The organism is Alphaproteobacteria bacterium (assembly GCA_017308135.1).
GTDB lineage: Bacteria > Pseudomonadota > Alphaproteobacteria > CACIAM-22H2 > CACIAM-22H2 > Tagaea.
In genome coordinates this window covers 225264-250708 of record JAFKFM010000009.1, presented here as the reverse complement: position 1 = coordinate 250708, position 25445 = coordinate 225264, and the positions used below count along the sequence as shown (strand labels likewise).

23 protein-coding genes, 1 tRNA gene and 1 riboswitch are annotated in these 25445 nt (G+C 65.5%); of the genes, 14 read left to right on the top strand and 10 right to left on the bottom strand.

The annotated features are described in order from the left end of the window. The first annotated feature begins 58 nt into the window (after positions 1-58). Together J0H39_14455 and J0H39_14450 are read left to right on the top strand one after the other, a co-directional pair. Positions 59-871: a DUF1217 domain-containing protein gene (locus J0H39_14455; protein MBN9497954.1), complete on the top strand. Its 813-nt coding sequence runs from the start codon at positions 59-61 to the stop codon at positions 869-871. A 194-nt stretch (positions 872-1065) separates the two neighbouring features. Continuing rightward, positions 1066-1716: an EF-hand domain-containing protein gene (locus J0H39_14450; GenBank protein MBN9497953.1), complete on the top strand. Its 651-nt coding sequence runs from the start codon at positions 1066-1068 to the stop codon at positions 1714-1716. Positions 1717-1751: 35 nt separating this feature from the next. On the opposite strand, the gene J0H39_14445 is transcribed toward J0H39_14450, so the two are convergent. Further along, the gene (locus tag J0H39_14445; GenBank protein MBN9497952.1) at positions 1752-2204 is read right to left on the bottom strand and encodes a hypothetical protein; all 453 of its coding nucleotides are present in this window, start codon (positions 2202-2204) and stop codon (positions 1752-1754) included. A gap of 88 nt (positions 2205-2292) precedes the next feature. Further along, the gene (locus J0H39_14440) at positions 2293-2490 is read right to left on the bottom strand and encodes a hypothetical protein (protein MBN9497951.1); all 198 of its coding nucleotides are present in this window, start codon (positions 2488-2490) and stop codon (positions 2293-2295) included. A 45-nt stretch (positions 2491-2535) separates the two neighbouring features. Here J0H39_14440 and J0H39_14435 point away from each other — a divergent pair, with 45 nt between their 5' ends. Beyond that, on the top strand, positions 2536-2967 hold the full coding sequence (locus tag J0H39_14435) for a hypothetical protein (protein ID MBN9497950.1): 432 nt from the start codon (positions 2536-2538) through the stop codon (positions 2965-2967). A gap of 7 nt (positions 2968-2974) precedes the next feature. Here J0H39_14435 and J0H39_14430 read toward each other — a convergent pair whose 3' ends face one another. Genes J0H39_14430 through J0H39_14420 form a run of 3 tightly spaced genes read right to left on the bottom strand, consistent with a single transcriptional unit; the run spans position 2975 to position 5311 of the window. After that, positions 2975-3313, bottom strand: coding sequence for a hypothetical protein (locus J0H39_14430; protein MBN9497949.1), 339 nt, complete (start codon positions 3311-3313; stop codon positions 2975-2977). A 9-nt stretch (positions 3314-3322) separates the two neighbouring features. Next, positions 3323-4126, bottom strand: coding sequence for an alpha/beta hydrolase (locus tag J0H39_14425; GenBank protein MBN9497948.1), 804 nt, complete (start codon positions 4124-4126; stop codon positions 3323-3325). Positions 4127-4135: 9 nt separating this feature from the next. Continuing rightward, positions 4136-5311, bottom strand: a complete 1176-nt coding sequence (locus J0H39_14420) for a multidrug effflux MFS transporter (GenBank protein MBN9497947.1) — start codon at positions 5309-5311, stop codon at positions 4136-4138. Between the two features lie 134 nt (positions 5312-5445). Here J0H39_14420 and J0H39_14415 point away from each other — a divergent pair, with 134 nt between their 5' ends. From J0H39_14415 to J0H39_14405, 3 genes are read left to right on the top strand one after another with little or no spacing between them, the layout of a single operon-like run. Then, positions 5446-8814: a transglutaminase family protein gene (locus J0H39_14415; protein ID MBN9497946.1), complete on the top strand. Its 3369-nt coding sequence runs from the start codon at positions 5446-5448 to the stop codon at positions 8812-8814. A 32-nt stretch (positions 8815-8846) separates the two neighbouring features. Beyond that, positions 8847-11387, top strand: a complete 2541-nt coding sequence (locus tag J0H39_14410) for a circularly permuted type 2 ATP-grasp protein (GenBank protein ID MBN9497945.1) — start codon at positions 8847-8849, stop codon at positions 11385-11387. After that, the gene (locus J0H39_14405; protein ID MBN9497944.1) at positions 11384-12277 is read left to right on the top strand and encodes a transglutaminase family protein; all 894 of its coding nucleotides are present in this window, start codon (positions 11384-11386) and stop codon (positions 12275-12277) included. The genes J0H39_14410 and J0H39_14405 overlap by 4 nt, the downstream gene beginning before the upstream one ends. On the opposite strand, the gene J0H39_14400 is transcribed toward J0H39_14405, so the two are convergent. Next, positions 12274-13647 (bottom strand): formimidoylglutamate deiminase, encoded by a 1374-nt coding sequence (locus J0H39_14400; protein ID MBN9497943.1) that lies wholly within the window; start codon positions 13645-13647, stop codon positions 12274-12276. The genes J0H39_14405 and J0H39_14400 overlap by 4 nt on opposite strands. Before the next feature lie 54 nt (positions 13648-13701). On the opposite strand from J0H39_14400, the gene J0H39_14395 reads away from it, so the two are divergent. Then, entirely contained in the window at positions 13702-14889 is a 1188-nt protein-coding gene (locus J0H39_14395) for an imidazolonepropionase (protein MBN9497942.1), read from the top strand. Next, positions 14886-15677, top strand: coding sequence for an N-formylglutamate deformylase (hutG, locus tag J0H39_14390; GenBank protein MBN9497941.1), 792 nt, complete (start codon positions 14886-14888; stop codon positions 15675-15677). Before J0H39_14395 ends, hutG begins: the two co-directional genes overlap by 4 nt. Position 15678: 1 nt before the next feature. Here the strand turns inward: hutG and J0H39_14385 are convergent, their stop codons facing one another. Continuing rightward, entirely contained in the window at positions 15679-17559 is a 1881-nt protein-coding gene (locus J0H39_14385; protein ID MBN9497940.1) for a PAS-domain containing protein, read from the bottom strand. Positions 17560-17582: 23 nt separating this feature from the next. Beyond that, a complete protein-coding gene (locus J0H39_14380; protein ID MBN9497939.1) occupies positions 17583-18092 on the bottom strand; it encodes an adenine phosphoribosyltransferase in 510 nt (169 codons plus the stop codon). Positions 18093-18224: 132 nt separating this feature from the next. On the opposite strand from J0H39_14380, the gene J0H39_14375 reads away from it, so the two are divergent. Next, on the top strand, positions 18225-20627 hold the full coding sequence (locus J0H39_14375; GenBank protein ID MBN9497938.1) for a GcvT family protein: 2403 nt from the start codon (positions 18225-18227) through the stop codon (positions 20625-20627). A gap of 52 nt (positions 20628-20679) precedes the next feature. On the opposite strand, the gene J0H39_14370 is transcribed toward J0H39_14375, so the two are convergent. Then, positions 20680-21882 (bottom strand): hypothetical protein, encoded by a 1203-nt coding sequence (locus tag J0H39_14370; GenBank protein MBN9497937.1) that lies wholly within the window; start codon positions 21880-21882, stop codon positions 20680-20682. Between the two features lie 364 nt (positions 21883-22246). On the opposite strand from J0H39_14370, the gene J0H39_14365 reads away from it, so the two are divergent. Then, a tRNA-Arg gene (locus J0H39_14365) sits at positions 22247-22323 on the top strand. Between the two features lie 220 nt (positions 22324-22543). Continuing rightward, positions 22544-22690: riboswitch (FMN riboswitch) on the top strand. Positions 22691-22764: 74 nt separating this feature from the next. Continuing rightward, positions 22765-23220, top strand: a complete 456-nt coding sequence (locus J0H39_14360) for a 6,7-dimethyl-8-ribityllumazine synthase (protein MBN9497936.1) — start codon at positions 22765-22767, stop codon at positions 23218-23220. A 34-nt stretch (positions 23221-23254) separates the two neighbouring features. On the opposite strand, the gene J0H39_14355 is transcribed toward J0H39_14360, so the two are convergent. Continuing rightward, the gene (locus tag J0H39_14355; GenBank protein ID MBN9497935.1) at positions 23255-23623 is read right to left on the bottom strand and encodes a winged helix-turn-helix transcriptional regulator; all 369 of its coding nucleotides are present in this window, start codon (positions 23621-23623) and stop codon (positions 23255-23257) included. A 46-nt stretch (positions 23624-23669) separates the two neighbouring features. Between J0H39_14355 and J0H39_14350 the strand changes: the two genes are divergently transcribed. The 3 genes from J0H39_14350 (at position 23670) to J0H39_14340 (ending at position 25417) form a co-directional block, all read left to right on the top strand. Continuing rightward, positions 23670-24470 (top strand): SDR family oxidoreductase, encoded by an 801-nt coding sequence (locus J0H39_14350; GenBank protein ID MBN9497934.1) that lies wholly within the window; start codon positions 23670-23672, stop codon positions 24468-24470. A gap of 71 nt (positions 24471-24541) precedes the next feature. Continuing rightward, positions 24542-25003, top strand: coding sequence for a MarR family transcriptional regulator (locus tag J0H39_14345; GenBank protein MBN9497933.1), 462 nt, complete (start codon positions 24542-24544; stop codon positions 25001-25003). A 12-nt stretch (positions 25004-25015) separates the two neighbouring features. Continuing rightward, positions 25016-25417 carry a DUF1398 domain-containing protein gene (locus J0H39_14340; protein ID MBN9497932.1) on the top strand — a complete coding sequence of 134 codons (402 nt, stop codon included), beginning with the start codon at positions 25016-25018 and terminating at the stop codon, positions 25415-25417. Positions 25418-25445 lie beyond the last annotated feature (28 nt).

Here is a 25445-nt window from a genome sequence, read left to right as displayed (position 1 = left end):
GGCCGCGCGCGGGCGTAAATTTCAATCGAACATCGTTCCGGCCAGAAGGGCGTATTTCATGACCTATTCCATTTCATCGAGCGGTTCGGCGCTGACGTCCTGGTATCAGATGTCCAAGACGTCGCAGGACGAACGTATCGCGCGCTATGTGAAGCAGAACCAGAAGACGATCGACGCGGCCAACGCGAATTTCGAATCGTCGGTCGCGAAACTGAAAAGCACGGACGAGCTGTTCGAGCCGAAAAATTACAAGCTGCTGAACTACATCCTGACCGCCTACGGGTTGGAATCGGAAATCGGCAATACCGGCAAGCTGCGCAAGGTCGCCGAATCCGATTTGACCGACACCAATTCGCTGGCCAACCGCATGTCGGATTCGCGCTTCCAGCAGTTGGCGCAGGCGCTGAATTTCAAAGCCGGCGGCCTTTCCAGCATCCAAAGCGATTCCTTCATCAGCGGCACCGAGGCGCGCTACGAAAAGGCGAGCTACGAGATCGATCTCGGTAATCGGAACACCGCGTTGCGCCAGGCGCAGTATTTCAAAAACAATATCGGTTCGATCAGCGACATCTACTCCGTGCTCGGCGACAACACATTGCGCGCCGTCGTCACCAAGGTCGGCAACATTCCGCTGGAGACGGCGGTGCAAAGCGTGGAGACGCAAGCCCAGGTCTTCGGCCGGCAATTCGACGTGTCGAAAGCCAAGGACGAGAAATACGTCGACCGCTACATCCAGCGTTTCCTGGCCGCCGCCGACGCGGCGGAGAACGGCGACGGATCGACGAACGTGGCCGTGCAGCTGATGCAAGCGGGCACCGGCGGCCTCGACGGCGATATCACTCAGATCAAAGGTATCGACCTGCTGATCTGACGCGGCAGATTTCCCTCGGCAGGTTTTGCCGCAAGCATCGCGCTTGCCGCGCGCGACGTAACGCTACGTAACGCCTTCTCCCGAAATCGTTCGCGGAATTCCGGCCCGTACATTTCGTTGCCGGGCACGGGCATTGAATTTCCTTCCTTTGCGGCGCGTTCGTGGCGCCGTTTTTCAACGGGAAGGATTGTTCAATGACGTCGATTTCCGGATACAGCAGCTATTCGAGCGTTTCGTCCTATTTCCAAACACGGTCTTCGAGCCCGTCGACCGAAGAGTCGAAAGCGGGTGCCAGCCTCGAGGATTTGTTCTCGTCGATCGATTCCGACGGCGATGGTTCGGTGTCCAAAACCGAACTCAAATCCTTCGCCGACAGCCTGTCGGCGCAAATGCAGTCGGCGCTGCTGGGCGCGCAGGAATCCGGCGGCGCCCAAGGCGCTTTCGGTCCGCCGCCGCGCCCGCCGGGTGAAGGCAGATCCGCCGCCGACATGATGTCGGAGATGGATACCGACGGCGACGGCGCGGTCAGCGCGGACGAGCTGAAGGCGTTCGGCGAGGCGCATGGCCCGAAATCGGGCAAGGGCGCCGAGAAGGCCGAGGAAGCCTTCGCTTCCGCCGACGCCGACGGCGACGGCAAGCTGTCGTCGGCGGAGTTCGCGACGTTCGACAAAACGATGCGCGAGAATTTCGCGAATCGCGTGCACGAGCGCATGTCGCAGGCCTACAGCCAGGCGCAGAACTTGACGCAGCCGGATTTCGCGTCGTGGTTCTCGAATTCGAACGATACGTCGTCGAATTCGGACGATCTGCAGAAGCGGCTTCTCGGCTTGTTGATGCAAGCGTAAGCGCGACCGGTCTGGGGCGCGGTTGCGGCCGCGCCTCAGATCGGTAACGTGCCGAACATCCGCTCCAGCAATTTGCTCGCGATATAGAGCAAGAACAGATCGCACATCGCCTTGGCATAGGCGGGATCGATCGGCCGATCGAGCAGTGCCAGCACGCCGCCGCGCCGCGTTTCGCGCGGGCGCGGTTTTTCGGGTTCGACCGTTTCGCGCGGCATCGCTTGCGGTCGCGGCTTGGGTTGCGGCGGCGGGGGCGGCGGTGCCGTCGCCACGCGCGGGCCGCTTGTCGCCCCGGGCACGAAGATTTCGGAAATGCGCGTGCGGCGCGGCCCGTAGATCTCGCTCCAATACATCGCCTTGCGTTCGGCGGCGGCGAGATCGCGTTCCATCGCGCGCGGCAGCCACGCATCGATCAGCAGCGTCGCCACCAAATAGCGGCGCTCGCCCAGTTCGGCCCCCTGCTGAAATGTGCTGTCCGCGGCGAAAGACACGGGATTCTCCGCAAGTCTAATCAATATTTATTAAAATACGTAGTAAATGGCCGGAGTCAATCCCCCTCCCGGAACGGGCTTGAAAATCTCAGGAATTCAAAGGCTTGAATCGGGCGGGATTGGCCAGAACGGCGCAGGCGACCAGCCGCGTCACGTCGGGATCGTAAAGGGCGCGCAGTCGCGCATGGGGCACGGACACGCCGTCGGTGACCAGTTCGGCCACTTCCCATTCATAGGTCTGCTGGCTCGCGAAGCGCATGCCGGGGCGGATATCGATGCCGTCCATGGCCCAACTTTAGGAGATCGGCGGCCGATCGCATAGAGTTGGGCGATGCGCCGCGTTTCGATCCTTGCCGCCCTCGTATTCGCCGCCGCCGCTCCGCCCGCGGCGGCGACCGATCTTTCGCGCACGCGCGACGGGCATCTGGTGCCGCCATTCGATACCGGCGTGCGGCCCAATATCGAAGCGCAGCGCATTCCCGAACAAGCGCGCCCGCGCCCCGTGCTGCTGCGCAGCCCCAAGCCGCTTTCCGAACTCGGCACTTTCGACGCGCGCGCGTCGGCCGAATGCCGCAAACGCGATTTCGGTCAGTTCGAACAGCATCGCGCGACGGTGGTACTCGCGGGCCAGACTTACGGCGCCGCGCAAGCGGGCTCGAACGATCTCGCCGATTTCCGGAATGTGTCGCGGCCGGGCACGCTCTACGTGTTCGAACACCAGAGCATGACGAATTGCCGCGTGTGGCGCGTGCGCGCCCGATAGATGCGCGTCAGGCCTTTTCGGCCGGCGCTTCCTTTTTGGCGACGTCGCCGTAGATTTTGAGGATCAGCGTTTCGACGCTGGCGCGCTCTTCGTCCTTCAGCTCGATCCCGTTGTCGAGATAATCGCGCCCGCCCGACAGCGCGCGGATGGCGCCGGCGATATAGATGTCCATCAGCTCGCGGATCGCGTGGAACGGCTTGCAGTTCACCGAGCCCATGCGCGTGTCGAAAATACCCGCGATGATGCTGATGCGATTCAGCGTGTTCTGAAGTTCCATCTTCCGCCGCTCGTCCAACTTGGCGGCGGGTGCGGGGGCGGCGGGTTTCGCGGGTTGAGCGTCGGCCATGTCCGATGTTTATGGCGCCGGGCGCGAAAGCGCAAGCGATCCCAGGAATTCGACCAGGCCCGCTTCGAATTCCGGACCGGCCATATCGCCATGGCCGCGATCGGGCAGTTCTACGAAGGTTTTCGGGGGCTTGGCGGCGTCGAAGAGGATCCGGCCATGCGCGATGGGAATAAGCGTGTCGCGTGCGCCGTGGACGACCAGCAAGGGTGCGGCGATGGTCGCGACCCGCGACGCGGAATCGAAACGGTCGGTCACCAAGCGCCGTGCGGGCAGCCAAAAGAACATCTCGCCCGCGCGTTCGGCGACGGAGATATAAGGCGATTGCAGGATCACGCCGAGCACGCGGCGCTCGTTCGCCATCTTGGTGGCGACACCGGTGCCCAGACTTTCGCCCCACAGCACGAACGGGCCGGCACCGGCGGCATCCAGCGTGGCGCGCGCATCGGCGTATAGCCCTTCCTCGGTCGGTTTGCCCGGATTGCCGCCGAAGCCGCGATAGGTCGCAAGTACGATGCCGTAGCCGTGGCGTGCGGCTTGTTCGGCGATGTCGATGCGGTGGCTCGCGTCGCCCGCATTGCCGTGGAACAGCACGATCACCGGTTTGTCCGCATCACCTTGGCGTCGCCACGCGGTCAGCGTCAGCCCCTCCGTGCTCGGCACGGCGAAGGGCGAATAGCCCGCCGCGCGCAAGGCGGCTTCGTCGGCGGGCTTGGACGACGGGTGATAAAGAAAGCCGCGCTGTCCGAAATACATATACGCGACCGCCGCCGCGTAGAGGCAAGCCGCCGCACCGATCGCCGCGAGCCAGCCCATGATGTCGCGTCAACCCGCGTGCCGTCGCATCGCCAAGCGATGCGACGCGAGCGCGCCGATCGAGCAGAGGAAGAACAGGATCGCCATCGGCAGCAGCGAGCCGTCCTGCGAATGGCCCATCACGACCGTGGCGACGGCGCCCATCGCCATTTGGGTGAAGCCGAGCAGGCCCGAGGCCGATCCCGCGAGGGCCGGGTTCACCGATACGGCCCCCGCGATCAGATTGGGCTGCGTGGCGCCGTTGGAAAAGCCGAGCAGGAAGAACGGCCCGAAAATGCCCAGCGGCGTCAGGCCTTGCGTGACGTGCAGCGCCACGAGCAGCACGCAGGGCAACATCGCGGCCAGCAATCCCCAATAAGCGAGGCGGTCGAGACCGATCCTCGCCGACCAGCGCCCGGCGACGAAATTGCCGCAGGCATAGGAGATGGCGCAGAACGCGAACCACAGCCCGTATTCGGCGGGCGGGCGGCCGAGCACGCCGACCATCAGATAGGGGGCCGTCGCGAGGAATCCGAAGAATTGGATCGAGTTGAAGCTGATCGCCAGCGTGTAGCCGAGGAAAGCGTGCGACCGCATCAACGCGATCCAGCCGCGCGTCAGCGTCGTGAAATCGATATGCGAGAGCGGCGAATGGTTGGTTTCGTAGCCGCGCGCGCGCGCGGCGAAAAAGGCGAAGCCGCCGAACGCGATCATCGCCACGAAACTCGCGCGCCAGCCATAGGTCTGGTCGAGCAAGCCGCCGATGCCGGGGGCGACCATCGGCATCATCGCCATGCCCATCGTCACGTAGCCGAGCGTGCTGGCCGATTGGTCGCGGCTGTAAAGATCGCGCACCATCGCGCGCGCGAGCACGAGACCCGAGCAACTGCCCAGCGCTTGCGCGACGCGGCCCGCCAACAGCACTTCGATCGTCGGGGCGAACAGGCACACGACGCTGCCCGCGAAGCCCAGGCCCAGCCCCGCCAACAGCACCGGCCGGCGGCCATAGCGATCGGAAAGCGGCCCGTAGATCAGCTGGCCCACCCCGATCCCGGCCAGGAACAGCGTCAAAGCGAGCTGGGCGGTGCCGTAATCGGTGGCGAACACGTCCGCCAGGCGCGGCAGCGACGGGATGAAGGCGTTCAGCGAAAACGGGCCGACGGCGCTGATCGTGATCAGCAGCCACATTGGGGGGCGCAACGTCATTTCGTCATCGTCCCCCGGTGGAATTGGCCGTCGTCCTGGAACGCGGCTTGCAGAGCCTTGCGCACGCCCGGATTCCGGGCCAACGTGCCGACAACGCGTCGCTTTTCACACCTGCGCATCCCAGGGCCGGTTCCATGACTCTCCACGTGGCGCTCCACCATCGCACGTCTTACTTCTACGACCGCCCGATCACGTTGGGGCCCCAGGTCGTGCGTTTGCGGCCCGCGGCCCATTCCCGCACGCCGGTGCTTTCCTATTCGCTTAAGATCGAGCCGTCGACCCATTTCATCAACTGGCAGCAGGACCCGCACGGCAATTGGCTGGCGCGGCTCGTGTTTCCCGAGAAGACCGACCGTTTTACCGTGTCGGTCGATCTCGTCGCCGACATGGCGGTGGTCAATCCGTTCGATTTCTTCCTCGAACCCTACGCGGAAAAATGGCCCTTCGCGTACGAGGACGGGCTGCTGGAGGATCTGGCCCCGTTCCGTAAGCCCGAACCCGCCGGCCCGCTGCTGAAAGCGTGGCTGGCCAAGGTCGACCGGACCGAACAACGCACGATCGATTTCCTGGTCGGGCTCAACCAACGCCTGCAACAGGATATCGGCTACATCATTCGCATGGAGCCGGGCGTCCAGACTTGCGAACAGACGCTGGGCAGCGCCAAGGGTTCGTGCCGCGATTCCGGCTGGCTGTTCGTCCAGATCCTGCGTCATCTGGGCTTCGCCGCGCGTTTCGTCTCGGGCTATCTGATCCAGCTCGTCGCGGACCAGAAGGCGCTCGACGGTCCGTCGGGCACCACGCATGATTTCACCGATCTGCATGCCTGGACGGAAGTCTATCTGCCCGGTGCCGGCTGGATCGGCTTCGATCCGACATCCGGCTTGATGACCGGCGAGGGCCATATTCCGCTGGCGGCCACGCCGGCCCCGCAATCGGCCGCGCCGGTCGAAGGCGCGCATGAAAAGGCCGAAGTTAAATTCGGCCATGAGATGTACGTGACGCGCATCGCCGAAAGCGCGCGTGTGACGAAGCCCTATACCGACGAAGAATGGGCGAAGATCGAAAAGCTCGGCCATGTCGTCGACGGCCATTTGGCGAAGGGCGATGTGCGCCTGACCATGGGCGGCGAGCCGACCTTCGTGTCGATCGACGACATGGACGGCGAGGAATGGAACACCGGTGCCTTGGGGCCGACGAAGCGTCGCCTCGCGGGCACGTTGTTGAAGCGCTTGCAGAAGCTGTGGTCGCCGGGCGCGTTGCTGCATTTCGGCCAGGGCAAATGGTATCCGGGCGAAAGCCTGCCGCGCTGGGCCTTGGGCTGCTGGTGGCGGCGCGACGGCGAGCCGATTTGGCGCGACCCCGCGTTGTTCGCCGATGACGGCATGAAGTCGAACGTGAATTTCGAGCATGCCGATCGCTTCGCGCGGCGCTTGTGCAAGCGCTTGGGCGTGCCCGAGGAGTTCGTGCATCGCGCGTTCGAGGATTCTTGGTACTACCTGTGGCGCGAGCAGCGTCTGCCGGTCAACGTCGATCCGCTGAAATCGAATCTCAAGGATCCCGAGGAGCGCGCGCGGCTTGCGCGCATTTTCGAAAAGGGTCTCGACGAACCGGTCGGCGTCGTGCTGCCCGTTCAGCGCAACAGGCAGAAATGGAGCTCGGGCTTCTGGTTCGTGCGCCCGCAGCACATGTTCCTGATCCCCGGCGATTCGCCGATGGGCTATCGCCTGCCGCTTGATTCGCTGCCCTGGGTGGCGCCGGTCGATTATCCCTATCATTGGGAAACCGATCCGTTCGACGAATATCCGCCGCTGCCCAAGCGCGATCCGCGCGAGCGCGCGACGCTGGTTTCCGGCGCGCCGAGCCGCGAAGGCTTCGCGCATCAAGGCGGGATGATGGCGGGCCCGCACGGCGAAGCGATTCCCGACCGCAAGCGGATCGAGGAACTGCGCCGCAACGATCGCCAAAAGCTGAAGCCGCAAGTCTCGGCATCGGGGGTGGTCCGCACGGCGTTGTGCGTCGAGCCGCGCGGCGGATTGCTGCATGTGTTCATGCCGCCGGTCCCCACGACCGAGGATTATCTCGACCTCATCGCCGCGATCGAAGATACGGCCGCCGATCTGGGCCAGCCGATCCTGATCGAAGGCTATTCGCCGCCCTCCGATCCGCGGCTCAACAGTTTCTCGGTCACCCCCGATCCGGGCGTGATCGAAGTGAACGTGCATCCGGCGGAAAGCTGGCCGGAGCTCGTCGAGCGCACGACGACGCTTTACGAAGAAGCGCGCCAAAGCCGCCTCGCGACCGAGAAATTCATGCTCGACGGCCGCCATGTCGGCACGGGCGGGGGCAATCATTTCGTGCTCGGCGGGCGTTCGGCGCCGGAATCGCCGTGGCTGCGCCGGCCCGATCTGCTCGGCTCGATGTTGCGCTTCTGGCACAATCATCCGTCGCTGTCGTATCTGTTCTCAGGGCTCTTCATCGGGCCGACGTCGCAGCATCCGCGCGCCGACGAAGCGCGCCAGGATCAGACGCACGAGCTGGAACTCGCACTCGCGCAATTGCCCGCGAAGGACACGGCGGGCATTCCGCCCTGGATGGTCGACCGCGTGCTGCGGAACATCCTGGTCGACGTGACCGGCAACACGCATCGCACGGAATTCTGCATCGACAAGCTCTACTCGCCCGATCATTCGGGCGGGCGGCGCGGTCTCGTGGAATTGCGCGGTTTCGAAATGCCGCCGCATGGCCGCATGAGCCTCGTGCAGCAATTGCTGCTGCGCTCGCTGGTCGCGCATTTCTGGGAGGAGCCCTACACGGCCAAGCTGGTCCGCTGGGGCAACGCGATCCACGACAAATTCCTGCTGCCGCATTTCGTGCGCGACGATCTGTCGGACATCGTGCAATTGCTGCGCGACGAAGGTTACGGCTTCGAGGATTCGTGGTTCGACCCGCATTGGGAATTCCGGTTCCCGAAACTGGGCGAGGCCGCCTATCGCAACGTGGGCATCGAACTGCGCCACGCGCTGGAGCCTTGGCATGTGCTGGGCGAGGAAGCGGGCGGCGGCGGCACGGTGCGCTATGTCGACTCCTCGCTCGAACGCCTGCAGGTCAAGGTCAGCAATCTGGTCGAAAGCCGCCATGTGCTGACCTGCAACGGCATCGCCGTGCCGCTGCACCCGACGGGGATCGAGGGCGAGTACGTCGCGGGCGTGCGCTTCCGCGCGTGGAACCCGGCCTCGGCGCTGCACCCGACGATCGGCGTGCATGCGCCCTTGGTGTTCGATCTGGTCGATGGCTGGTCGAATCGCTCGATGGGCGGCTGCACCTATCATGTGGCCCATCCGGGCGGGCGGAATTACGACAAGTTCCCGGTCAACGCCAACGAGGCCGAAGCGCGCCGCCGGGCCCGGTTCTTCGCTTTCGGCCATACGCCGGGTCCGATGACCCCGCGCGCGCCGAAACCGAACCCGGAATTCCCGCTGACGCTTGACCTTCGACGGGCATGACGCCGACACTCCGCCCTTCGACCGGGGGCGGAATGGACGATTCGTCGGCAATCAAGGATCCGGCGGCGATAGCGGTATCGCCGTACGACGAGATGGTCACCGGTGGCGGGCAAATCCGCTTCCACTGGCAATCCATCATGGGCGCGTTGCGCACCTTGCCGCCCGGCGCCTTGGCCGAGCGTATGGAACGCGCGCGCCGGCAATACGACGAAAACGGCGTCACCTATAACGTCTTCGCCGATGCGAACGGCGCGGCGCGGCCGTGGCAATTCGATCTGATCCCGCTGCCGATCCCGGCCGACGAATGGGACGAGATCGAAGGCGCGCTCGCCAAGCGCGCTTTGCTGCTCGAGAAAATTCTCGCCGATCTCTACGGGCCGCAGACGCTGCTCGCCGAACGCTTGCTGCCGCCCGCGTTGGTGCATGCGAACCCGAGCTTCCTGCGCCAATGTCACGGCATCGTGCCGGCGAACGGCGCGCCCTTCATCCATTTCTACGCCGCCGATCTCGCGCGCGGGATCGACGGCAAATGGCGCGTCTGCGCCGATCGCATCAACGCGCCGTCGGGGGCGGGCTACGCGCTCGAAAACCGCAACGTGCTGATGCGCACGGTGCCCGAGCTGTTCCAATCCGCGCATGTGCGCCGCTTGGCGCCGTTTTTCGAGATGTGGCAGACCGCGCTCGCCAATCTCGCCCCGCGCCATCGCGAGAACCCGCGCATCGTGCTGCTCACGCCGGGCCCCTATAGCGAAACCTATTTCGAGCATGTCTATCTCGCGCGCCAGCTCGGCTTGACGCTCGCCGAAGGTGCCGATCTCACCGTGCGCGAAGGCAAGTGCTACCTGAAGACTCTCGGCGGCTTGCAGCAGGTCGATGTCATCCTGCGCCGCATGGATGCCGATTACTGCGACCCGGTGGAACTGCGCCAGGAATCGGCGATCGGCGTCGCGGGCCTGCTCGACGCGGTGCGCGCGGGCAACGTCACGATCGCCAACGCGCTGGGGGCGGGGGCGGTCGAAACGCCGGCCTTGCTGCCGTTCCTGCCCGGCCTCTCGCGCAAGCTGCTGGGCGAGGAACTCGACATCGCCTCGATCGAGACCTGGTGGCTGGGCCAGCCCGACGTGTTCGCGAATGTCGCCAAGCGGATCGAGGATTACGTGATCCGCCCGGCTTTCGGCGGCGAAACCGAACCCGCGACCGACGCGTCCACGCTCGACGCGCGCAAGCGCCAAGCCTTGATCGCGCGCATCGCCGAACGGCCGTGGCGCTACGTGGCGCAAACGCGTTTGCAGAAATCGGCGATGCCGGTGTGGTCGCAAAACGGCTTGCAGCCGCGGCCCACGATGCTGCGCGCGTTCCTCGTGCGCCACGAGGACGGCTATGTGCCGATGCCCGGCGGCATGACGCGCGTCGCCGCCGACGACAACGGCGTCGATATTTCCATGCAACGCGGCGGGGCGTCGAAAGACACCTGGGTCGTGGTGCGCGAGCCGCAGAACTTCTCCATGGGGCCGCGCGCCAGTAGCGGACGCGAGCCGCTGCGCCGGTCCTCGGGCGAATTGCAAAGCCGCGTGGCCGACAATCTGTTCTGGCTCGGCCGCTACGCCGAACGCCTGGACGACACCGCGCGGCTGATGCGCGCGTGCTTGATGCGCGCCCCCGCCGGCGGCGTGTCGGCGCGCGAAGTCGCGGAATTCCAAGCGCTCGCGCGCATGCTGGCGTCGCGCGGCTTGATCGAACTTCGCTTCAGCGGCATGCCCGACGGCCGGGCGATGATGGAAGCGATCGCCAATGCCTGCGGCCCCGATCAGGGCGTGTCGCACCTGTTCCAGGCGATCCAGCGCATCGCGCCGACGGTGCGCGACCGCTTGTCCGGCGACATGTGGAAAGTCGTCAACGATCTGCTGAAGGACGCGCGCCTGCGGCTCGAAAGCCGCACGGGCGACGTCGATTGGCTATTCGAAGGGGTGGATCACGTCATCGGCGTGTGCGCGGCGTTCCACGGCATGGCGGCCGAGAACATGACGCGCGGCTCGGGCTGGCGTTTCCTCGATCTCGGAAGGCGCATCGAGCGCGCGGTCTACAGCACGGCGATGATCCGCGACGTGTTCGCGGCGGCGGGCAGCCAAGGCGGCGAGCCGTGGCTGCGCTTGCTGCTCGAACTCGCCGACAGCTCGATCACCTATCGCACGCGCTATATGGCGGCGATCCAGCCCGCTCCCGTCGTCGATCTCGTGCTGTGCGACGAAACGAACCCGCGCTCGGTGGCGTTCCAGTTGCGCGCCGTCGCCGAGCATCTCGACGCGTTGCCCCAGCGCGCCAGCCGGCCTTTGTCGCTGCCCGAGCAGAAGATCGCGCGCGGCGCCATCTCCGCGATCGAGTTGTTCGACGTCGAGCGCTTGGCGTCGATCATCGATCGCGACGCGGTCGCCTCGCTCGAGGAATTGACGGGCGCCACGGCGACGCGGCTGTCGGATCTGTCCGAGGCGATCACGCGCGCCTATTTCAGCCACGTCACGACGTTGCGCGCGATCGGCTACGAATCAATGGCGGGGCCGGAGGGGCAGGCGTGATCTACGACGTCGTGCACCGGACGACCTATCGCTACGCTTCGGCGGTGGACGTGTCCTATCACACGCTGCGGCTCTCCCCGCGCGAGTTGCCCTATCAGCGCGTGTTGCGCAGCGCCGTGATCGCGACACCCGCCCCTTTGCGGGTCGTCGATCGCGTCGATTGGTTCGGCAACAAGGTCAGCCACATCTCGCTGGAGGAGCCGCACGACGAATTGGTCGTCGATGCGCGCTCGGTGGTCGATGTCGCCTATCCGCCGCCGCCCGACGCGGCGAAGACGCCGTCGTGGGAAAGCGTGCGCGACGCGCTCGACGGCGGCGGTTTGCCGGTCGAATGGGCGGTGTCGGAATTCACGCGCGAATCCCCGATGGCGCTGATCGACGACACGATCCGCCAATATGCCGCCCCGTCTTTCCCGAAAGCCCGGCCGATCTTCGCCTGCGTGCTCGATTTGAATTCGCGCATCAAGCGCGACTTCGCGTTCGATCCGCGCGCCACGGGTGTGGCGACGCCGGTCGAGCAGGTGATGCGCCTGCGCCGCGGCGTGTGCCAGGATTTCGCGCATGTGATGATCGCGTGTTTGCGCGCGGTGGGCCTCGCCGCGCGCTACGTGTCGGGCTATGTGCGCACCTATCCGCCGCCGGGCCAGAAGCGGCGGATCGGCGCCGATGCGAGCCACGCCTGGGTTTCGGTGTGGGTGCCGGGTGCGGACTGGGTCGACGTCGATCCGACCAACGATCTGGTCGTGAAGGACGAGCATGTCGTGGTCGGCTGGGGCCGCGACTATTCCGATATTTCGCCGATCCGGGGCGTCATTCTGGGCGGCGGCGCGCACGAACTCGACGTCTCGGTCGATCTCGCCCCGCGCGCGCCCGAAGAAGTACCCGCTTAACCGCGCAGCTTCGTCATCGCCTTGAGGTAATCGGCCTTGGCCTGATCTTCGTGGCGATGATGGAATTCGCGCACGATCCAGTCGCCGCCGATCACCACGTCGCGCACCGGATTGGAATTCCCGGCGAACAGCCAGGAATCGATCAGATGTTCGCCGTCGCGACCGGTCAACGCCGCATGGTCGCGGTCGAGCACGACGAAATCGGCGCGCCAGCCCTTTTCCAAACGGCCGGTCTTGCGCCCGCCGGCCTGCGCGCCGCCGATCACGGCTTGGTCGAGCAGGAAGCCGCCGGTCGAGCCGCCCACCGCGCGCGACACGACGTTGCGTTGGCCGCGCGTCAAACGCAGCCCGTATTCCAGCCAGCGCAATTCTTCGACCGGGCTGGTGCAGACATTCGAATCCGTGCCCACACCGATGCGCCCGCCTTGGGCGAAGAATTCGGGCAGCGGGAAAATTCCGTCGCCGAGATTGGCTTCGGTCGTCGGGCAGATCCCGGCGACGGCTTTGCTGTTCGCGATGAGGGTCACTTCGCCCGGCGTGGCATGCGTCGCGTGAACGAGGCACCAGTTCTCGTCCACGGCGGCGTTGGCGTAGAGCCAATCGATCGGCGTTGTGCCCGACCACGCCTTGCAGTCGGCGACTTCCTTGGGCTGCTCGGAAATATGGATATGGATCGGCGCCGTCTTGTCGAATTTGCGCGCGAGTTCGATCGCGCGCGTCAAATCCGCCGGCGGCACGGCGCGCAGCGAATGCGGCGCGATGCCCACGCGCACATTGGGATCGTTGCGGTGGCGGCGGGCGAGGCGTTCGTAGAGATCGTTGAATGTGTCCTCGGGAATCGTGAAGCGCTTCTGGCCTTCGGTCGGCGGCTTGGCGCCGAAACCGCTGGTCCGATAGACGACCGGCAGAATCGTGATCCCGATCCCGGCCGCCGCGGCCGAGGCGATCAGGCGGTCGGACATCTCCGTCACCGTCTCGTAAGGCTGACCCTTCAGATCGGCGTGGACGTAATGGAATTCGGCGATCGAGGTGAAGCCATGCTTGGCGAGTTCGACGTAAAGTTGGGTCGCGACCGCTTCGAGTTCGCGGGGCCCGAGCTTGGCGAGGAAGGCGTACATCACCTCGCGCCACGACCAGAAATCGTCCTCGCCCGGCCGTGCGGTTTCGCCCAAACCCGCCATCGCGCGCTGGAAGGCGTGCGAATGCAGATCGCCCATCCCGCCGACGACGGCGCCGTTCAGCAATTCGGCATCGCCGCGCTTCATGCCCGCCTGAACATTCGTGAGGTATCCGGCCTCGTCGACGTCGAAAACCACGTCGTCGGCCCAGCCTTGGGGCAAGCGGGCGCGGGGGGCGAAAAATGTCGGCATGGGCATCGTTCCTGGGGCTATTCTTGGCGCCGTTTATAGGAGCATAAACGCGGCATGGCGACACTTTACGAAAACGCGAATTTCGCGACACTCGCGGGCCCCGAATACGGCACGATTTCCGATGGCGCGATGCTGGTCGAGAAGGGCCGCATTGCCTGGATCGGCAAGCGCGACGAGGCGCCCGACGCCGAAACGCGCGTCGATTTGGGCGGCGGCTGGGTGCTGCCGGGCTTCGTCGATTGCCATACGCATCTGGTGTTCGGCGGCGATCGCGCGGACGAATTCGAGAAGCGCCTCAACGGCGTGTCGTACGAGGAAATTGCGCGGGCGGGCGGCGGTATCCGCTCGACCGTCGCCAAGACGCGCGCCGCGAGTTTCGACGAGTTGTTCGAAAGTGCCGCGCGCCGGCTCGACTATATGGCCGATCGCGGCGTCACGACCGTCGAGATCAAATCGGGCTACGGGCTCGATCTCGAAAACGAGATGAAACAGCTTGCCGTCGCGCGGGCGCTGGGCGAACGTTTGGGCGTGCGGGTGCGCACGACGTTTTTGGGATTGCATGCCGTCCCGCCCGAATATGCCGGCCGACAAGCCGAATACGCGAAGCTAGTCGTCGGCATGATCCCGGAAATCGCGCGTTCGGGCCTCGCCGATGCGGTCGATGCGTTCGCGGAATCGATCGGCTTCACCAACGACGAAACGCGTGCCGTGTTCGACGCGGCCAAAGCGCACGGCCTGCCGGTCAAACTGCATGCCGAACAGCTCACCAACCAGCATGGTGCCGCGTTGGTCGCGTCCTATGCCGGGTTGTCGGCCGATCATCTCGAACATCTCGACGACGCTGGGATCGCGACCATGGCGATGGCGGGCACGGTCGCCGTGCTGCTGCCGGCCGCCTATTACTTCCTGCGCGACACCAAGCTGCCGCCGATCGACGCGATCCGCAAAGGCGGGGTGCGGATGGCTCTCGCGAGCGATTGCAATCCCGGCACAGCACCCGCTTTCGATCCGCGCGTGGTGCTGAATATGGGCTGCACCGTGTTCCGCATGACGCCGGAGGAAGCGATCGCCGGCTATACGCGCGAAGGGGCGCGGGCGCTGGGTCTGCAAAACGAATGCGGCACGCTGGAAGCGGGCAAGGCCGCGGATTTCTGCGTGTGGGATATCGAACGCCCGGCCGATCTGGTCTATTGGATCGGCGGGCCCGGCCCGCAACGCGTGTTCAGGAACGGCGAAGAATGAGCGAGATTTTCGACTTCACGCCGGGCAAATCGCCCGTGCTGGTCAGCGTGCCCCATGCCGGCACGCATATCCCGGAAGCGCTGGCCAAGCGCATGACCGATCATGCGCTGACGCTGCCCGACACCGATTGGCATGTCGAAAAACTTTACGCCGCCGCCCCTTCGCTGGGGGCGGGGCTGATCGTCGCGCGCCAATCGCGCTACGTGATCGATTTGAACCGCGATCCGACCGGCACGCCGCTTTATCCGGGGGCGGACAATACCGAGCTATGCCCGCTCAGTTCCTTCGGCAAGGCCCCGGTCTACAAGCCGGGCCAGGAACCCGACGCGGCCGAAATCCAAGAACGCGTCGCGCGCGATTGGAAGCCCTATCACGACGCGCTGGAAAACGAGCTTGCGCGCCTCAAAGCCAAATTCGGCTACGCGATTTTGTGGGACGGGCATTCGATCCCGTCGCTGGTGCCGCGCTTCTTCGAAGGGCGCTTGCCCGATCTCAATCTCGGCACCGCGTCGGGCGCTTCGGCCGATGCGGGATTGACCGAAGCCGCGCGCGCGGCACTGGATGGTCCGGGTATGAGCCTCGTGCTCAACGGGCGTTTCAAGGGCGGCTATATCACCCGCCGCCACGGCCGCCCGGCCGAAGGCTTCCATGCGCTGCAACTTGAAAAAGCGCAGATCGCCTATATGGACGAGGATCCGCCCTATCGCTGGGACGCTTCGCGCGGGGCCGCGATGATTGAGCGCGTCGGCCGCACGCTGAAGGCGCTGCTCGCCTGGAAGTCCGAATAAGCTAACGGCAGCGCGACGCGGGGAAGCGCACCGTCGCGGTCGTGCCGCGATTGGGGGCACTTTCGATCGACAACGTGCCGCCGTGAAGCTCGACAAGCTTGCGGCTGAGCGGCAGGCCGAGGCCCGTGCCTTCGAAGCGGCGCGCCAGCACGCTGTCGATCTGCCCGAACGGTTCCAGCGCGCGCGGAATGTCCTGCGGGCGCATCCCGATGCCGGTATCGACGATGCTGACGGCCACGCCCGCATCGGCTTCCATCGTCGCGATGATTCGCACGCGCCCGCCGGGCGGGGTGAATTTCACCGCGTTCGACAGCAGGTTCAGCACGATCTGACGCACGCGCTGCTCGTCGGCGGTCAGCAGCGGCACGTCCGGCGCGACATCGACGGTGACGCGCACTTGGGCGGCTTGCGCGCGCGGATCGATCAATCGCGCGCAGGACGCCAGCGTGCCGTTGAGGTCGATCTGCATCTCGCGCAGTTCGACTTTGCCGGCTTCCGCCTTCGAAATGTCGAGGATGTCGTTGATGACCTGCAAGAGATGCGTGCCGGAGGAATGGATATCCCTGGCGTAGTCGACGTAGCGCTGTTCGCCGATCGGGCCGAAAAGCTGGTTATGGATGATCTCGGAAAAGCCGATCACGGCGTTGAGCGGCGTGCGCAACTCGTGGCTCATATTGGCCAGGAACTCCGACTTCGTGCGGCTGGCGATTTCGGCGATTTCCTTGGCGTCGCGCAACGCGTCTTCGGCGTGTTTGCGCTCGGTCAAATCGGTGAACAACGTGACCCAGCCGCCGCCGGGCAACGCGGTGCGCCTTGTGACGATATAGCGCCCGTTCGGCCGCCAGCCTTCGTCGGAATAGGGTTCGGGCCGGGTCACCCGCGCGACGCGGCGCGCGATCTCGGCATCTTCGTCGGCGATCGGGCCGAAATCGCCGCGCCGGATTTGGAAGCGGATCGAATCGTCGAAGGTCAGGCCCACGCGCATGCCTTCGGGGGGCGCATCGAGCAATTGGCGCGCGCGATCGTTCCAGGCGATCAGCACGCGGTTATGGTCGTAGACGACGATGCCTTCGTCGATCGATTCGAACGTGCTCGCCAGGATCTGCGCCTGGCGGTCGATCTCGGTCTGGCGCGCGCGGGCCTGGGTCACGTCGTTCAGCGTGATGGCGAAGCCGCCATCGGGAAGGCGCTGGTCGCGGATCTGCAGCATGCGCCCGCCGCCGATGCGCGTTTCGAAAATCTTGTCGCCGGGCATGCGATGTTCGGCCAGGCGCGCGTCGAGCCAGGCGTTGCGCGGCAACCCGCCCAGAAACGCGACGCCGTTTTCGATCTGCGCTTCCAGCACGTCGCGGAACGTGGCGCCCACGCCGATATGCGCGGGCAGTTCGATCAAACGGCGATAGGCGGCGTTGTGCAGGATCAACCGGTCGTCGGGATCGTAGATGCCCACCCCCGTCGACAAGCCGTCGATCGCGCGCAGCAGGCGTTCTTCGTCTTCGCGCCGGTTCCAATCGCGGGCGAGCGCAGTACCTTGCGCCTCGGCCTCCGTCACGTCGTGATACATGACGATCTGCCCGCCATCGGGCAGCGGGCGTGCGGCGACTTCGATCAAACGGCCGTGATGGAAACGGCGGCGATAGGTGAAGCCGTTGCGCGCCTCCATCATCGCCATGCGCGATTTGATCGCCGCTTCGCGCGCGGCCGGATCCGGTTCCGATAGCGCGGCCAGATGCGCGATCGCGTCGGCGATGGAGTCGCCCGGCTTGCTGAACCCGTCGGGCAGGCCCAGCAGCCGGTGATAGGCGGTGTTGACCGCGACGATCTTGAGATCGTCGTCGAGGATCATCAAGGCGGCGGGCAGCGCGTCGAGGATTTTGTCCATCGCTCGACCGCTCCCCCGTTCGGTCAGTAACGGACCAAGGATTCGAAAGCCACGGGCAGGCGCTTGCGCCCTTCGAGGAATGTGAGCTCGATCAGGCAGGCGGAACCACGCACGTCGGCCCCTGTTTTTTGCAGCAACGAGATCGCCGCCGCAAGCGTGCCGCCGGTCGCCAACACGTCGTCCAATACGACGACGCGCGCCCCCTTCGGCACGGCGTTGTCCTGTACCTCGATCGTGTCCTCGCCGTATTCCAGCGCGTAGGTGTGCGGCACGGTGGGGCCCGGCAACTTGCCGCGCTTGCGCACCATCAGGAACCCGACCCCCAGGCGCAGCGCCAGCGGGGCGGTCACCAGAAAGCCCCGGCTTTCGATCCCGGCGAGAAATTGCGGCTTATGGGGGGCGACGATATCGGCCAAGCGGTCGATCGTCGCTTTCCAGGCGCCGGCATCGGCCAGAAGCGGGGAAATGTCGCGGAACAGGATGCCGGGCTTGGGGAAGTCGGGCACGTCGCGGATATGGGCTTTGAGATCCATTCGGGGCGTTCTCGTTGCGAGGTTGAATAAGCCAAATACGGGGCAAAAGCCGGGCCGTCCATCCCAAAATCGCCGATACCTTGTCGCACGGACCTTGCTAATCTGGCGCCAACAAAACAGGACGGGGGCTCCATGGCAGAGGCGGTTCCGGCTTCGGCGCGCGCGGTTATCGTGGGCGGCGGCATTGCCGGTTGTTCGGTTGCGTATCATTTGGCGAAACTCGGCTGGAAGGACATCGTCCTGGTCGAGCGCGCCCGCCTCACCGCCGGGACGACGTGGCACGCCGCGGGGCTGGTTGGCGCGATGCGCCCCAACCGCGCGCTGACGGCGATGAGCAAATACGGCATCGACCTTTATTCGAAGCTCGAGGCCGAAACCGGCCAGGCGACGGGCTGGAAGAACTGCGGATCGGTCAATGTCGCGCGCACGCCCGAGCGCGTCGTCGCGTTCAAACGCCAAGTGGCGCTGGCCAAAGGCTTCGGCGTCGATATCCAGGAAATCAGCCCGGACGACGCCGGCAAACTCTGGCCGCTGATGCGCACCGACGATTTGCAAGGAGCGATCTGGCTGCCGGGCGACGGCAAGGCCAATCCCGCCGATCTGTGCATGGCGCTGGCCAAGGGTGCGCGCCAAATGGGCGCCAAGCTGTTCGAGGGCGTGGCGGTCACGGGCTTCGAGCGCGCGAACGGTTCGATCGTCGCCGTGCAGACCGATAAGGGCCGGATCGCGGCCGACGTCGTCGTGCTCGCGTGCGGGCAATGGACGCGCCAAGTGGGCGAGCAACTCGGCGTCGCGGTGCCGCTGCATTCGGCCGAACACTTTTACATCGTCACCAAGAAGATCGCCGGCGTGACGCCCGATCTGCCGGTGATGCGCGATCCCGACGGCTATATCTATTACAAGGAAGAAGTCGGCGGGTTGGTGATGGGCGGGTTCGAGCCGGTCGCCAAGCCTTGGGGCATGGATGGCGTGCCCGAGGATTTCGCCTTCCAGCTTCTGCCCGAGGATTGGGACCAGTTCCAAATCCTGATGGAGAACGCGCTCCACCGCACGCCGTGCCTGGAAACGGCCGAAGTGCGCCAGTTGCTGAACGGGCCCGAGAGCTTCACGCCCGACGGCAATTTCATTCTGGGCGAGGCGCCCGCCTTGCGCGGGCTTTATGTCTGCGCCGGTTTCAACTCGGCGGGTATTGCCAATGCGGGCGGGGCGGGGCGGTTGACCGCCGAATGGATCGCGGGCGGCGAGGCGCCAATGGACCTCGCCGACGTCGATATCCGCCGCTTCGCCGATTTCCAGGCCAATGGCCGCTTCTTGCGCGAGCGCACGGTCGAGAGCCTCGGCCTGCACTACGTGATGCGCTGGCCGCGCATGGAATTGGAAAGTGCGCGGCCGCTGCGCCGCTCGCCGCTATACGATCGCCTTGCCGCCAATGGGGCCCGCTTCGGATCGAAGATGGGCTGGGAACGCGCGAATTACTTCGCCCCCCTCGACGCGAAGATTCCCTACGCCTGGACGCCCAATTGGCTGCCTTATACGCGCAAAGAACAAGAAGCGGCGCGCAACGGCGTGGGCATCATCGATCAGGCGAGCTTCGCCAAAATTCTGATCCAGGGCCGCGATGCGGCCGCGTATCTGCAACGCATCTGCGCCAACGATATCGACGTGGCGCCCGGCCGTTCGGTCTATACGGCGTTGCTGAACGAGCGCGGCGGTTTCGAAAGCGACGTGACGATCGCAAGGCTCGCGGAGGACAAGTTCCTGTACGTCACCGGCTCGGCGCAGTTGACCCGCGATCTCGATTGGCTGGGCCGCCAGATCGGCGATCAATTCGTGACGCTGACCGACGCGACGGTGACGTGGACGACGCTGTCGCTGATCGGACCGGGGGCGGAAGCGGCCCTTGCGAAGATCAGCCCGCGCTTGCCCAAGCTCGCGAATGGCGAGGTCCGCATGATCGATGTCGGCCTCGCGCGCGTGCTGGCGACACCGATGAGTTATGTCGGGGCACCCGGCATGGAAATGCTCGTGCCCACCGAATACGCGGCCGGCGTCTATGACGAGCTGAAAGCCGCGACGCCCGCGATCGCCGATATCGGCTATTACGCGCTCGACGCCATGCGCATCGAAGCGGGGCGGCGCGCCTTCGGGCCCGAATTGGGCCCGGACGAAACGCCGGTCGAGGCGGGCTTGCTGCACGCCGTCGCTTTCGACAAGCCGGGCGGGTTCCTGGGCCGCGAAGCCTTGCTCGCCAAGCGCGAAGCGGGCGTCGCCAAGCGCCTGTGCCTGTTCGCGTTGGAAGACGCGGGCGATTGGTGCTGGGGCGGGGAAGGCATTCTCGCGAATGGGCGCCCGGCGGGCGAGATCTCCTCGGCGGGGTGGAGCACCGTGCTCGGGCGCTGCGTCGCCATGGGCTATGTCCGCGCACCCGAGAATTTCGATCGCGCCACGATGCTGTCGTGGAATTACGAGATCGACATCGCGGGCAAAATCGTCAAAGCGAAGGCGTTGCCGCGCGCACCCTATCCGCCCAAATGAAAAAGGCGGGTGCCGCGGCACCCGCCTTTGATCTTCGCTCTCGGGCGTCCGCTTAGCGGACGAAGAGATGCACTTCGTTGGCCTGCGCCTGGTTCGACGTGGTCGAGGACAACGTCACGCGCTGCGCGGGCAGGCCCATATCGGCGAGGCTGCGCATCACCGTTTCCGCCTGGCGGCGCGCGGTGGTGGCGGCCAGCGCCGCTTGGCTTTGACCGCCGCGCGACGGCGCGACGGCGACGAGGTCGAAATTCGCGGCCGGGCTGCGTTCCAAGGCACGGCTGACGGCGGTGTAGAGCGCTTGCTCGTAAGCCGGGTTGGCGCGATCGAAGCGGATCACCATCAGCGGACGGCGGCCGGCGGCGGCTTGCGCGGGGTTGCCGGCCTGCGGGGCCGCACCGGGTGCTACGCCCAGGATCGCCGGGCTGCCGTCGGGCGGCGTCACGTTGGTAAAGGCGCGGTTGTTGAGGCCCGTGCCGAACAATTCGCCGTTGCGGATGGCGAGCGACAGCGCGGTCAGGTTCGAACGCTCGCGGCCGATATAGGTCGACTGGCGGCCGATATCCTCGTTGAGCTCGTTCAGCAGACGGTCGATCGAGACGACGGTGCGGTTCACCTCGTCCTCGACCAGCGCCAGCTGGCGGTGATCGTCCTCGACGGCGCCCGACAGCGAATAGGCGGCACGGGTCGAATCGAGCAGGAAGGCGGCCATCGCCGCGTCGGCCGAAACTTGGCTCGACATCTGCGACATGCGGCCGATTTCGGCCGACATGCGGTCGAGCTCGGCGGCGGCGGTGTTCCACTGGCTTTGCAGGATGGGGTTGCCCGGCGTCGTGCCGACCTGCAGGCGCGCGTTTACGCCCGCGACGGTCGAAAAATAACGCTGCGACGTGGCGATCGCATCGCCGCGCATCTGCTGGATCGCGGCGGCGCGCTGTTGAACCGCACCCTGGAGATTCTGGACTTCGCCGCGCAATTGCTGCGCGCGCTGGCCGACGGCGGTGGATTGGCCCGCCGGCAGGCGGCCCGTATCGGGCGTCGCCGCGATGGCGGCGCTGCTCGTCGTGGTCATCGCGCGCTGCTCGGCGGCCGAGGGCGGAATTTCCTGGCGCACGATGGGGCCGTCGCTCGACCGCGCGGGTTCGGACCCGCCCATCGAGGGCCACAGCGCCTCGGTCATGTAGTTGCAGCCGCTGAGCCCCAAGGCGAGCGTGCCCACGGCAAGAAGGCGGGCAGGAGTGGCGAGGGGCGAGCGCATAACGGTCATGGCCGATATAATCGTTAGTTAGATGCGATCCGCCACGCGTTGGAAGCGCCACGGAACCAGTTAAGCCTCTACGGCGCCTTGCGAACGCGATGCCATTTCACAATGGCCGCCTCGCACGCAAACGCCGCCGCGCGGATTCTTGGGACCGGACATCCCAAGTCACCGGCGGGGGATCGTAACCAAGCGTCAAGACGCGCACAAGTTTGAATTTATAACGGTTTTCCACAGGCTTGGCCGCGTTTCGGGCGCGTTTTCGACGATGGCCGCCGCACCGTCGTTTAGCGCTTGCGATAGGGGGGCGAATCACCTAGTGTCCCGGCCCGTTTCCCAGGGGATACCCCGTCGGAACGACAGCGCGGCCGTAGCTCAACTGGATAGAGCATCTGACTACGGATCAGAAGGTTAGGGGTTCGAATCCCTTCGGCCGCGCCATTTATCTCCCCCCCAAAACCACCACGTAATTTCCGATCCTTTCGCGCGCCGCTGGGCGCCCGCTAGCGTTTGGCCATCGACAAACGCGAAGAAAGGAGACCGGCCATGGGTCGCGGTATTCTGCTTTGGCTGTTGGGCGTTCCGATCCCCGTCATTCTGCTGATCCTGCTGTTCTGGCGCTAAAGCGCTTGCGCGGGGGCCGCGTCGCGCGGCAAGGTCGCGCCGTTCTCAGGGCGGGGTGAAATTCCCCACCGGCGGTATGCGGGGCGAAAGCCCCGCGAGCCCGCGAGCGCCTTCCACCGGAAGGGTCAGCAGATCAGGTGCGATGCCTGAGCCGACGGTATAGTCCGGATGAAAGAGAACGGACGCGCGGCCTCCAGATCGGGGGCCGTGTTCGTGCGTGATCGTCCTGGGTGAAGTGTCGCACCGGAAGGAGATCACATGACACCCACCCGCCACACCACCGCACTGCCGCGCTTCGCGTTCGTCAAAGCCAGTTGGCACGCCGACATCGTGTCCAAGGCGCTCGACGGATTCCGCGAACTCATCCCGTCCGATCGCGTCGACGTGTTCGACGTGCCGGGCGCTTTCGAATTGCCGTTGATGGCGCGCGACCTCGCCCGCACCGGCCGCTATGCGGCCGTCGCGGCGGCGGCCCTCGTCGTCGATGGCGGGATCTACCGCCACGAATTCGTCGCGTCCGCCGTCGTCGACGGATTGATGCGCGCCGGTCTCGAAACCGGCGTGCCGATCCTGTCGGTGTCGTTGACGCCGCATCACTTCCAAGAAACGCCGCATCACAGCGGCATCTTCGCCGCCCATTTCGTCGAGAAGGGGCGCGAAGCGGCGCGTGCGGCGTTGGGCATCGTCGAAACGCGCGCCAAACTGGCGGCGTAACCGGAAACGCGGAATCGGCCCTGCGCCGGTTCCGCTATTCGGGCTTCGTATCGGCCCAGGTCAGCAGCGCATCGAGAACGGGGCAGAGTTCCTGGCCCCATTCGGTCAGCGCGTATTCGACCTTCGGCGGCACTTGCGGATAGACGACGCGCCGCACGAGCCCGTCCGTCTCCAACGCGCGCAATTGCTGGGCCAGCATTTTCTGCGACACGGAAGGAATCGCGCGCTCCAATTCGGAGAAGCGTTTCACCTTTCCGTCGAACAGATGGAACAGGATTACCAGCTTCCAGCGCCCTTCCAATTTGCCGAGCGCGTTCGCAACACCCGCGGCGCCCGCATCGGGCGTGGGATAGCGCACCGAACTTTCCGGTAAGTCTCTTACTTTTTCGTTGGTTCTTGTCATCGCGGCAGCCTACGCCCAGCTTCCGGGTCTCACAAGCGAGGGACCTATGGAACGCGAATTCAAGATCGACCCGGCGGAGTTCAAAAACAAGCGCGCGGCCGTCACCGGCGGCACGCAAGGCGCAGGCGCGGCGATCGTCGCACGCCTCCTGGCGGGCGGCGCAAGTGTCGCGACATGTGCACGCAAACCGCCGGCGGACGGCGACACGAAAGGCGCCTTCTTCGCGATCGCCGATATGGCCACACCGGACGGCGTGGCCGCCTTCGCCGAGGCGGTGAAGGCCGAGTTCGGCGGCGTGGATATTCTGGTGCATTGCGTGGGCGGCTCGTCGACGCCCGGCGGCGGCTTCCGCGCGGCGGACGAGGAATTCTGGCAGAACGATCTCGCTCTCAATCTGATGGCGCCCGTGCGGCTCGACCGCTTGCTCGTGCCCGGCATGATCGAGCGTAAGTCCGGCGCGATCGTCCATATCGCGTCGATCCAGCGCCGCTTGCCGCTCTACGATTCGACCACGCCCTACGCGGCCGCCAAAGCCGCCTTGGCGAGCTATAGCAAATCGCTATCGAAGGAATTGGGGCCGCTGGGCGTGCGCGTGAACACGGTTTCGCCCGGCTGGATCATGACCGACGCGTCGGAGCGCTTCGTGCAACGCGTCGCCGCCAGCGGCGGTACGGACGAAGCGGCCGCGCGCCAAGGCATCATGAATGCGCTGGGCGGCATTCCGATCGGCCGGCCGGCCTGGCCCGAGGAAGTGGCCGAGCTTGTCGCGTTCCTCGTCTCGGCGCGCGCCAAATCGATTCATGGTGCCGAATATGTCATCGACGGCGGGACGATTCCGACCGTGTGACGGGCGCTTCCGGAATTGATTGACTAGGAAACCAATTCGATATAGTTTCCTAGTCAATCACCGGAGCCGCCATGTCCAAACAAGCCGAAATTTCCGCGCTGGAAGCCCATTACGGCTTCCATTTGCGCGTCGTTTCCAACGCCGTGTCGCACGAATTCGCGCGCAAAGTGGCGGCGCAAGGCGTGACCGTCGCCGAATGGGCATGCTTGCGCGTGCTCTACGACGCCGCACCCTCGGCGCCCTCCGCTCTTGCCGCGCGCATGGGCATGACCAAGGGGGCGATCACGAAGCTCGCCCAGCGTTTGATCGCAAAGAATCTAATCGCGCGCGCCGCCGATCCCGCGGACGGGCGCGCGCAATTCCTGACGATGACGGCGAAGGGCCGCGACCTCGTGCCCAAGCTCGCCGAACTCGCCGACGCCAACGACGCGGCGTTTTTCGGCGTGCTGGCCGCCGCCGAACGAGAAGCCCTCGGCCGTCTTTTGAAGAAACTGGCCGATCGTCACGCGCTGAAGGGCGTGGCGACGGAATGATGGAGCGATAATTTGGATACGCAGCAGAAAGCCCTGGCCGAAAAATGCCTCGCCGCCGCCTACGACAAGTCGATGGCGTTTCCGCAAATCGTCGGCGCCTTGATCGGTGCGGGGTTCGACGGCTACGCGATCGATTATCGCGCCGGCACCGCGACCTATTATTTGCCCGACGGCGATTGCGTGGCGGTGAGGCTGCCGCATGGCGGCGCGCCGGTCGCGGCCGCGTTCGATGCGGCGGGCGTGGCCGCGCAAATCAAATGGGCGCAGGCCAATCCGCCCGACTATTCCTACGCCGCGTTCTGCAAAAACGTCACGGTGAAAGGCTGTGCGGGCTATCTCGTCTCGTTCCTGGGCAAGCGCGTGCTCTATTTCGGCCGTACGGGCGAAACGCATACCGAGCATTTCCCGAAATAAGATCGAAGGCGCGCCGGCCGCCATGCGC

Bases quoted from the DNA above. Each gene is read 5' to 3' on its own strand.
- J0H39_14415 (MBN9497946.1), top strand. From the start codon at position 5,446: ATGACTCTCCACGTGGCGCTCCACCATCGCACGTCTTACTTCTACGAC.
- hutG (MBN9497941.1), top strand. From the start codon at position 14,886: ATGAGCGAGATTTTCGACTTCACGCCGGGCAAATCGCCCGTGCTGGTC.
- J0H39_14435 (MBN9497950.1), top strand. From the start codon at position 2,536: ATGCGCCGCGTTTCGATCCTTGCCGCCCTCGTATTCGCCGCCGCCGCT.
- J0H39_14420 (MBN9497947.1), bottom strand. From the start codon at position 5,311: ATGACGTTGCGCCCCCCAATGTGGCTGCTGATCACGATCAGCGCCGTC.
- J0H39_14455 (MBN9497954.1), top strand. From the start codon at position 59: ATGACCTATTCCATTTCATCGAGCGGTTCGGCGCTGACGTCCTGGTAT.
- J0H39_14345 (MBN9497933.1), top strand. From the start codon at position 24,542: ATGTCCAAACAAGCCGAAATTTCCGCGCTGGAAGCCCATTACGGCTTC.
- J0H39_14395 (MBN9497942.1), top strand. From the start codon at position 13,702: ATGGCGACACTTTACGAAAACGCGAATTTCGCGACACTCGCGGGCCCC.
- J0H39_14370 (MBN9497937.1), bottom strand. From the start codon at position 21,882: ATGCGCTCGCCCCTCGCCACTCCTGCCCGCCTTCTTGCCGTGGGCACG.
- J0H39_14355 (MBN9497935.1), bottom strand. From the start codon at position 23,623: ATGACAAGAACCAACGAAAAAGTAAGAGACTTACCGGAAAGTTCGGTG.
- J0H39_14430 (MBN9497949.1), bottom strand. From the start codon at position 3,313: ATGGCCGACGCTCAACCCGCGAAACCCGCCGCCCCCGCACCCGCCGCC.
- J0H39_14385 (MBN9497940.1), bottom strand. From the start codon at position 17,559: ATGGACAAAATCCTCGACGCGCTGCCCGCCGCCTTGATGATCCTCGAC.
- J0H39_14410 (MBN9497945.1), top strand. From the start codon at position 8,847: ATGGACGATTCGTCGGCAATCAAGGATCCGGCGGCGATAGCGGTATCG.
- J0H39_14440 (MBN9497951.1), bottom strand. From the start codon at position 2,490: ATGGACGGCATCGATATCCGCCCCGGCATGCGCTTCGCGAGCCAGCAG.
- J0H39_14380 (MBN9497939.1), bottom strand. From the start codon at position 18,092: ATGGATCTCAAAGCCCATATCCGCGACGTGCCCGACTTCCCCAAGCCC.
- J0H39_14450 (MBN9497953.1), top strand. From the start codon at position 1,066: ATGACGTCGATTTCCGGATACAGCAGCTATTCGAGCGTTTCGTCCTAT.
- J0H39_14350 (MBN9497934.1), top strand. From the start codon at position 23,670: ATGGAACGCGAATTCAAGATCGACCCGGCGGAGTTCAAAAACAAGCGC.
- J0H39_14400 (MBN9497943.1), bottom strand. From the start codon at position 13,647: ATGCCGACATTTTTCGCCCCCCGCGCCCGCTTGCCCCAAGGCTGGGCC.
- J0H39_14425 (MBN9497948.1), bottom strand. From the start codon at position 4,126: ATGGGCTGGCTCGCGGCGATCGGTGCGGCGGCTTGCCTCTACGCGGCG.
- J0H39_14360 (MBN9497936.1), top strand. From the start codon at position 22,765: ATGACACCCACCCGCCACACCACCGCACTGCCGCGCTTCGCGTTCGTC.
- J0H39_14375 (MBN9497938.1), top strand. From the start codon at position 18,225: ATGGCAGAGGCGGTTCCGGCTTCGGCGCGCGCGGTTATCGTGGGCGGC.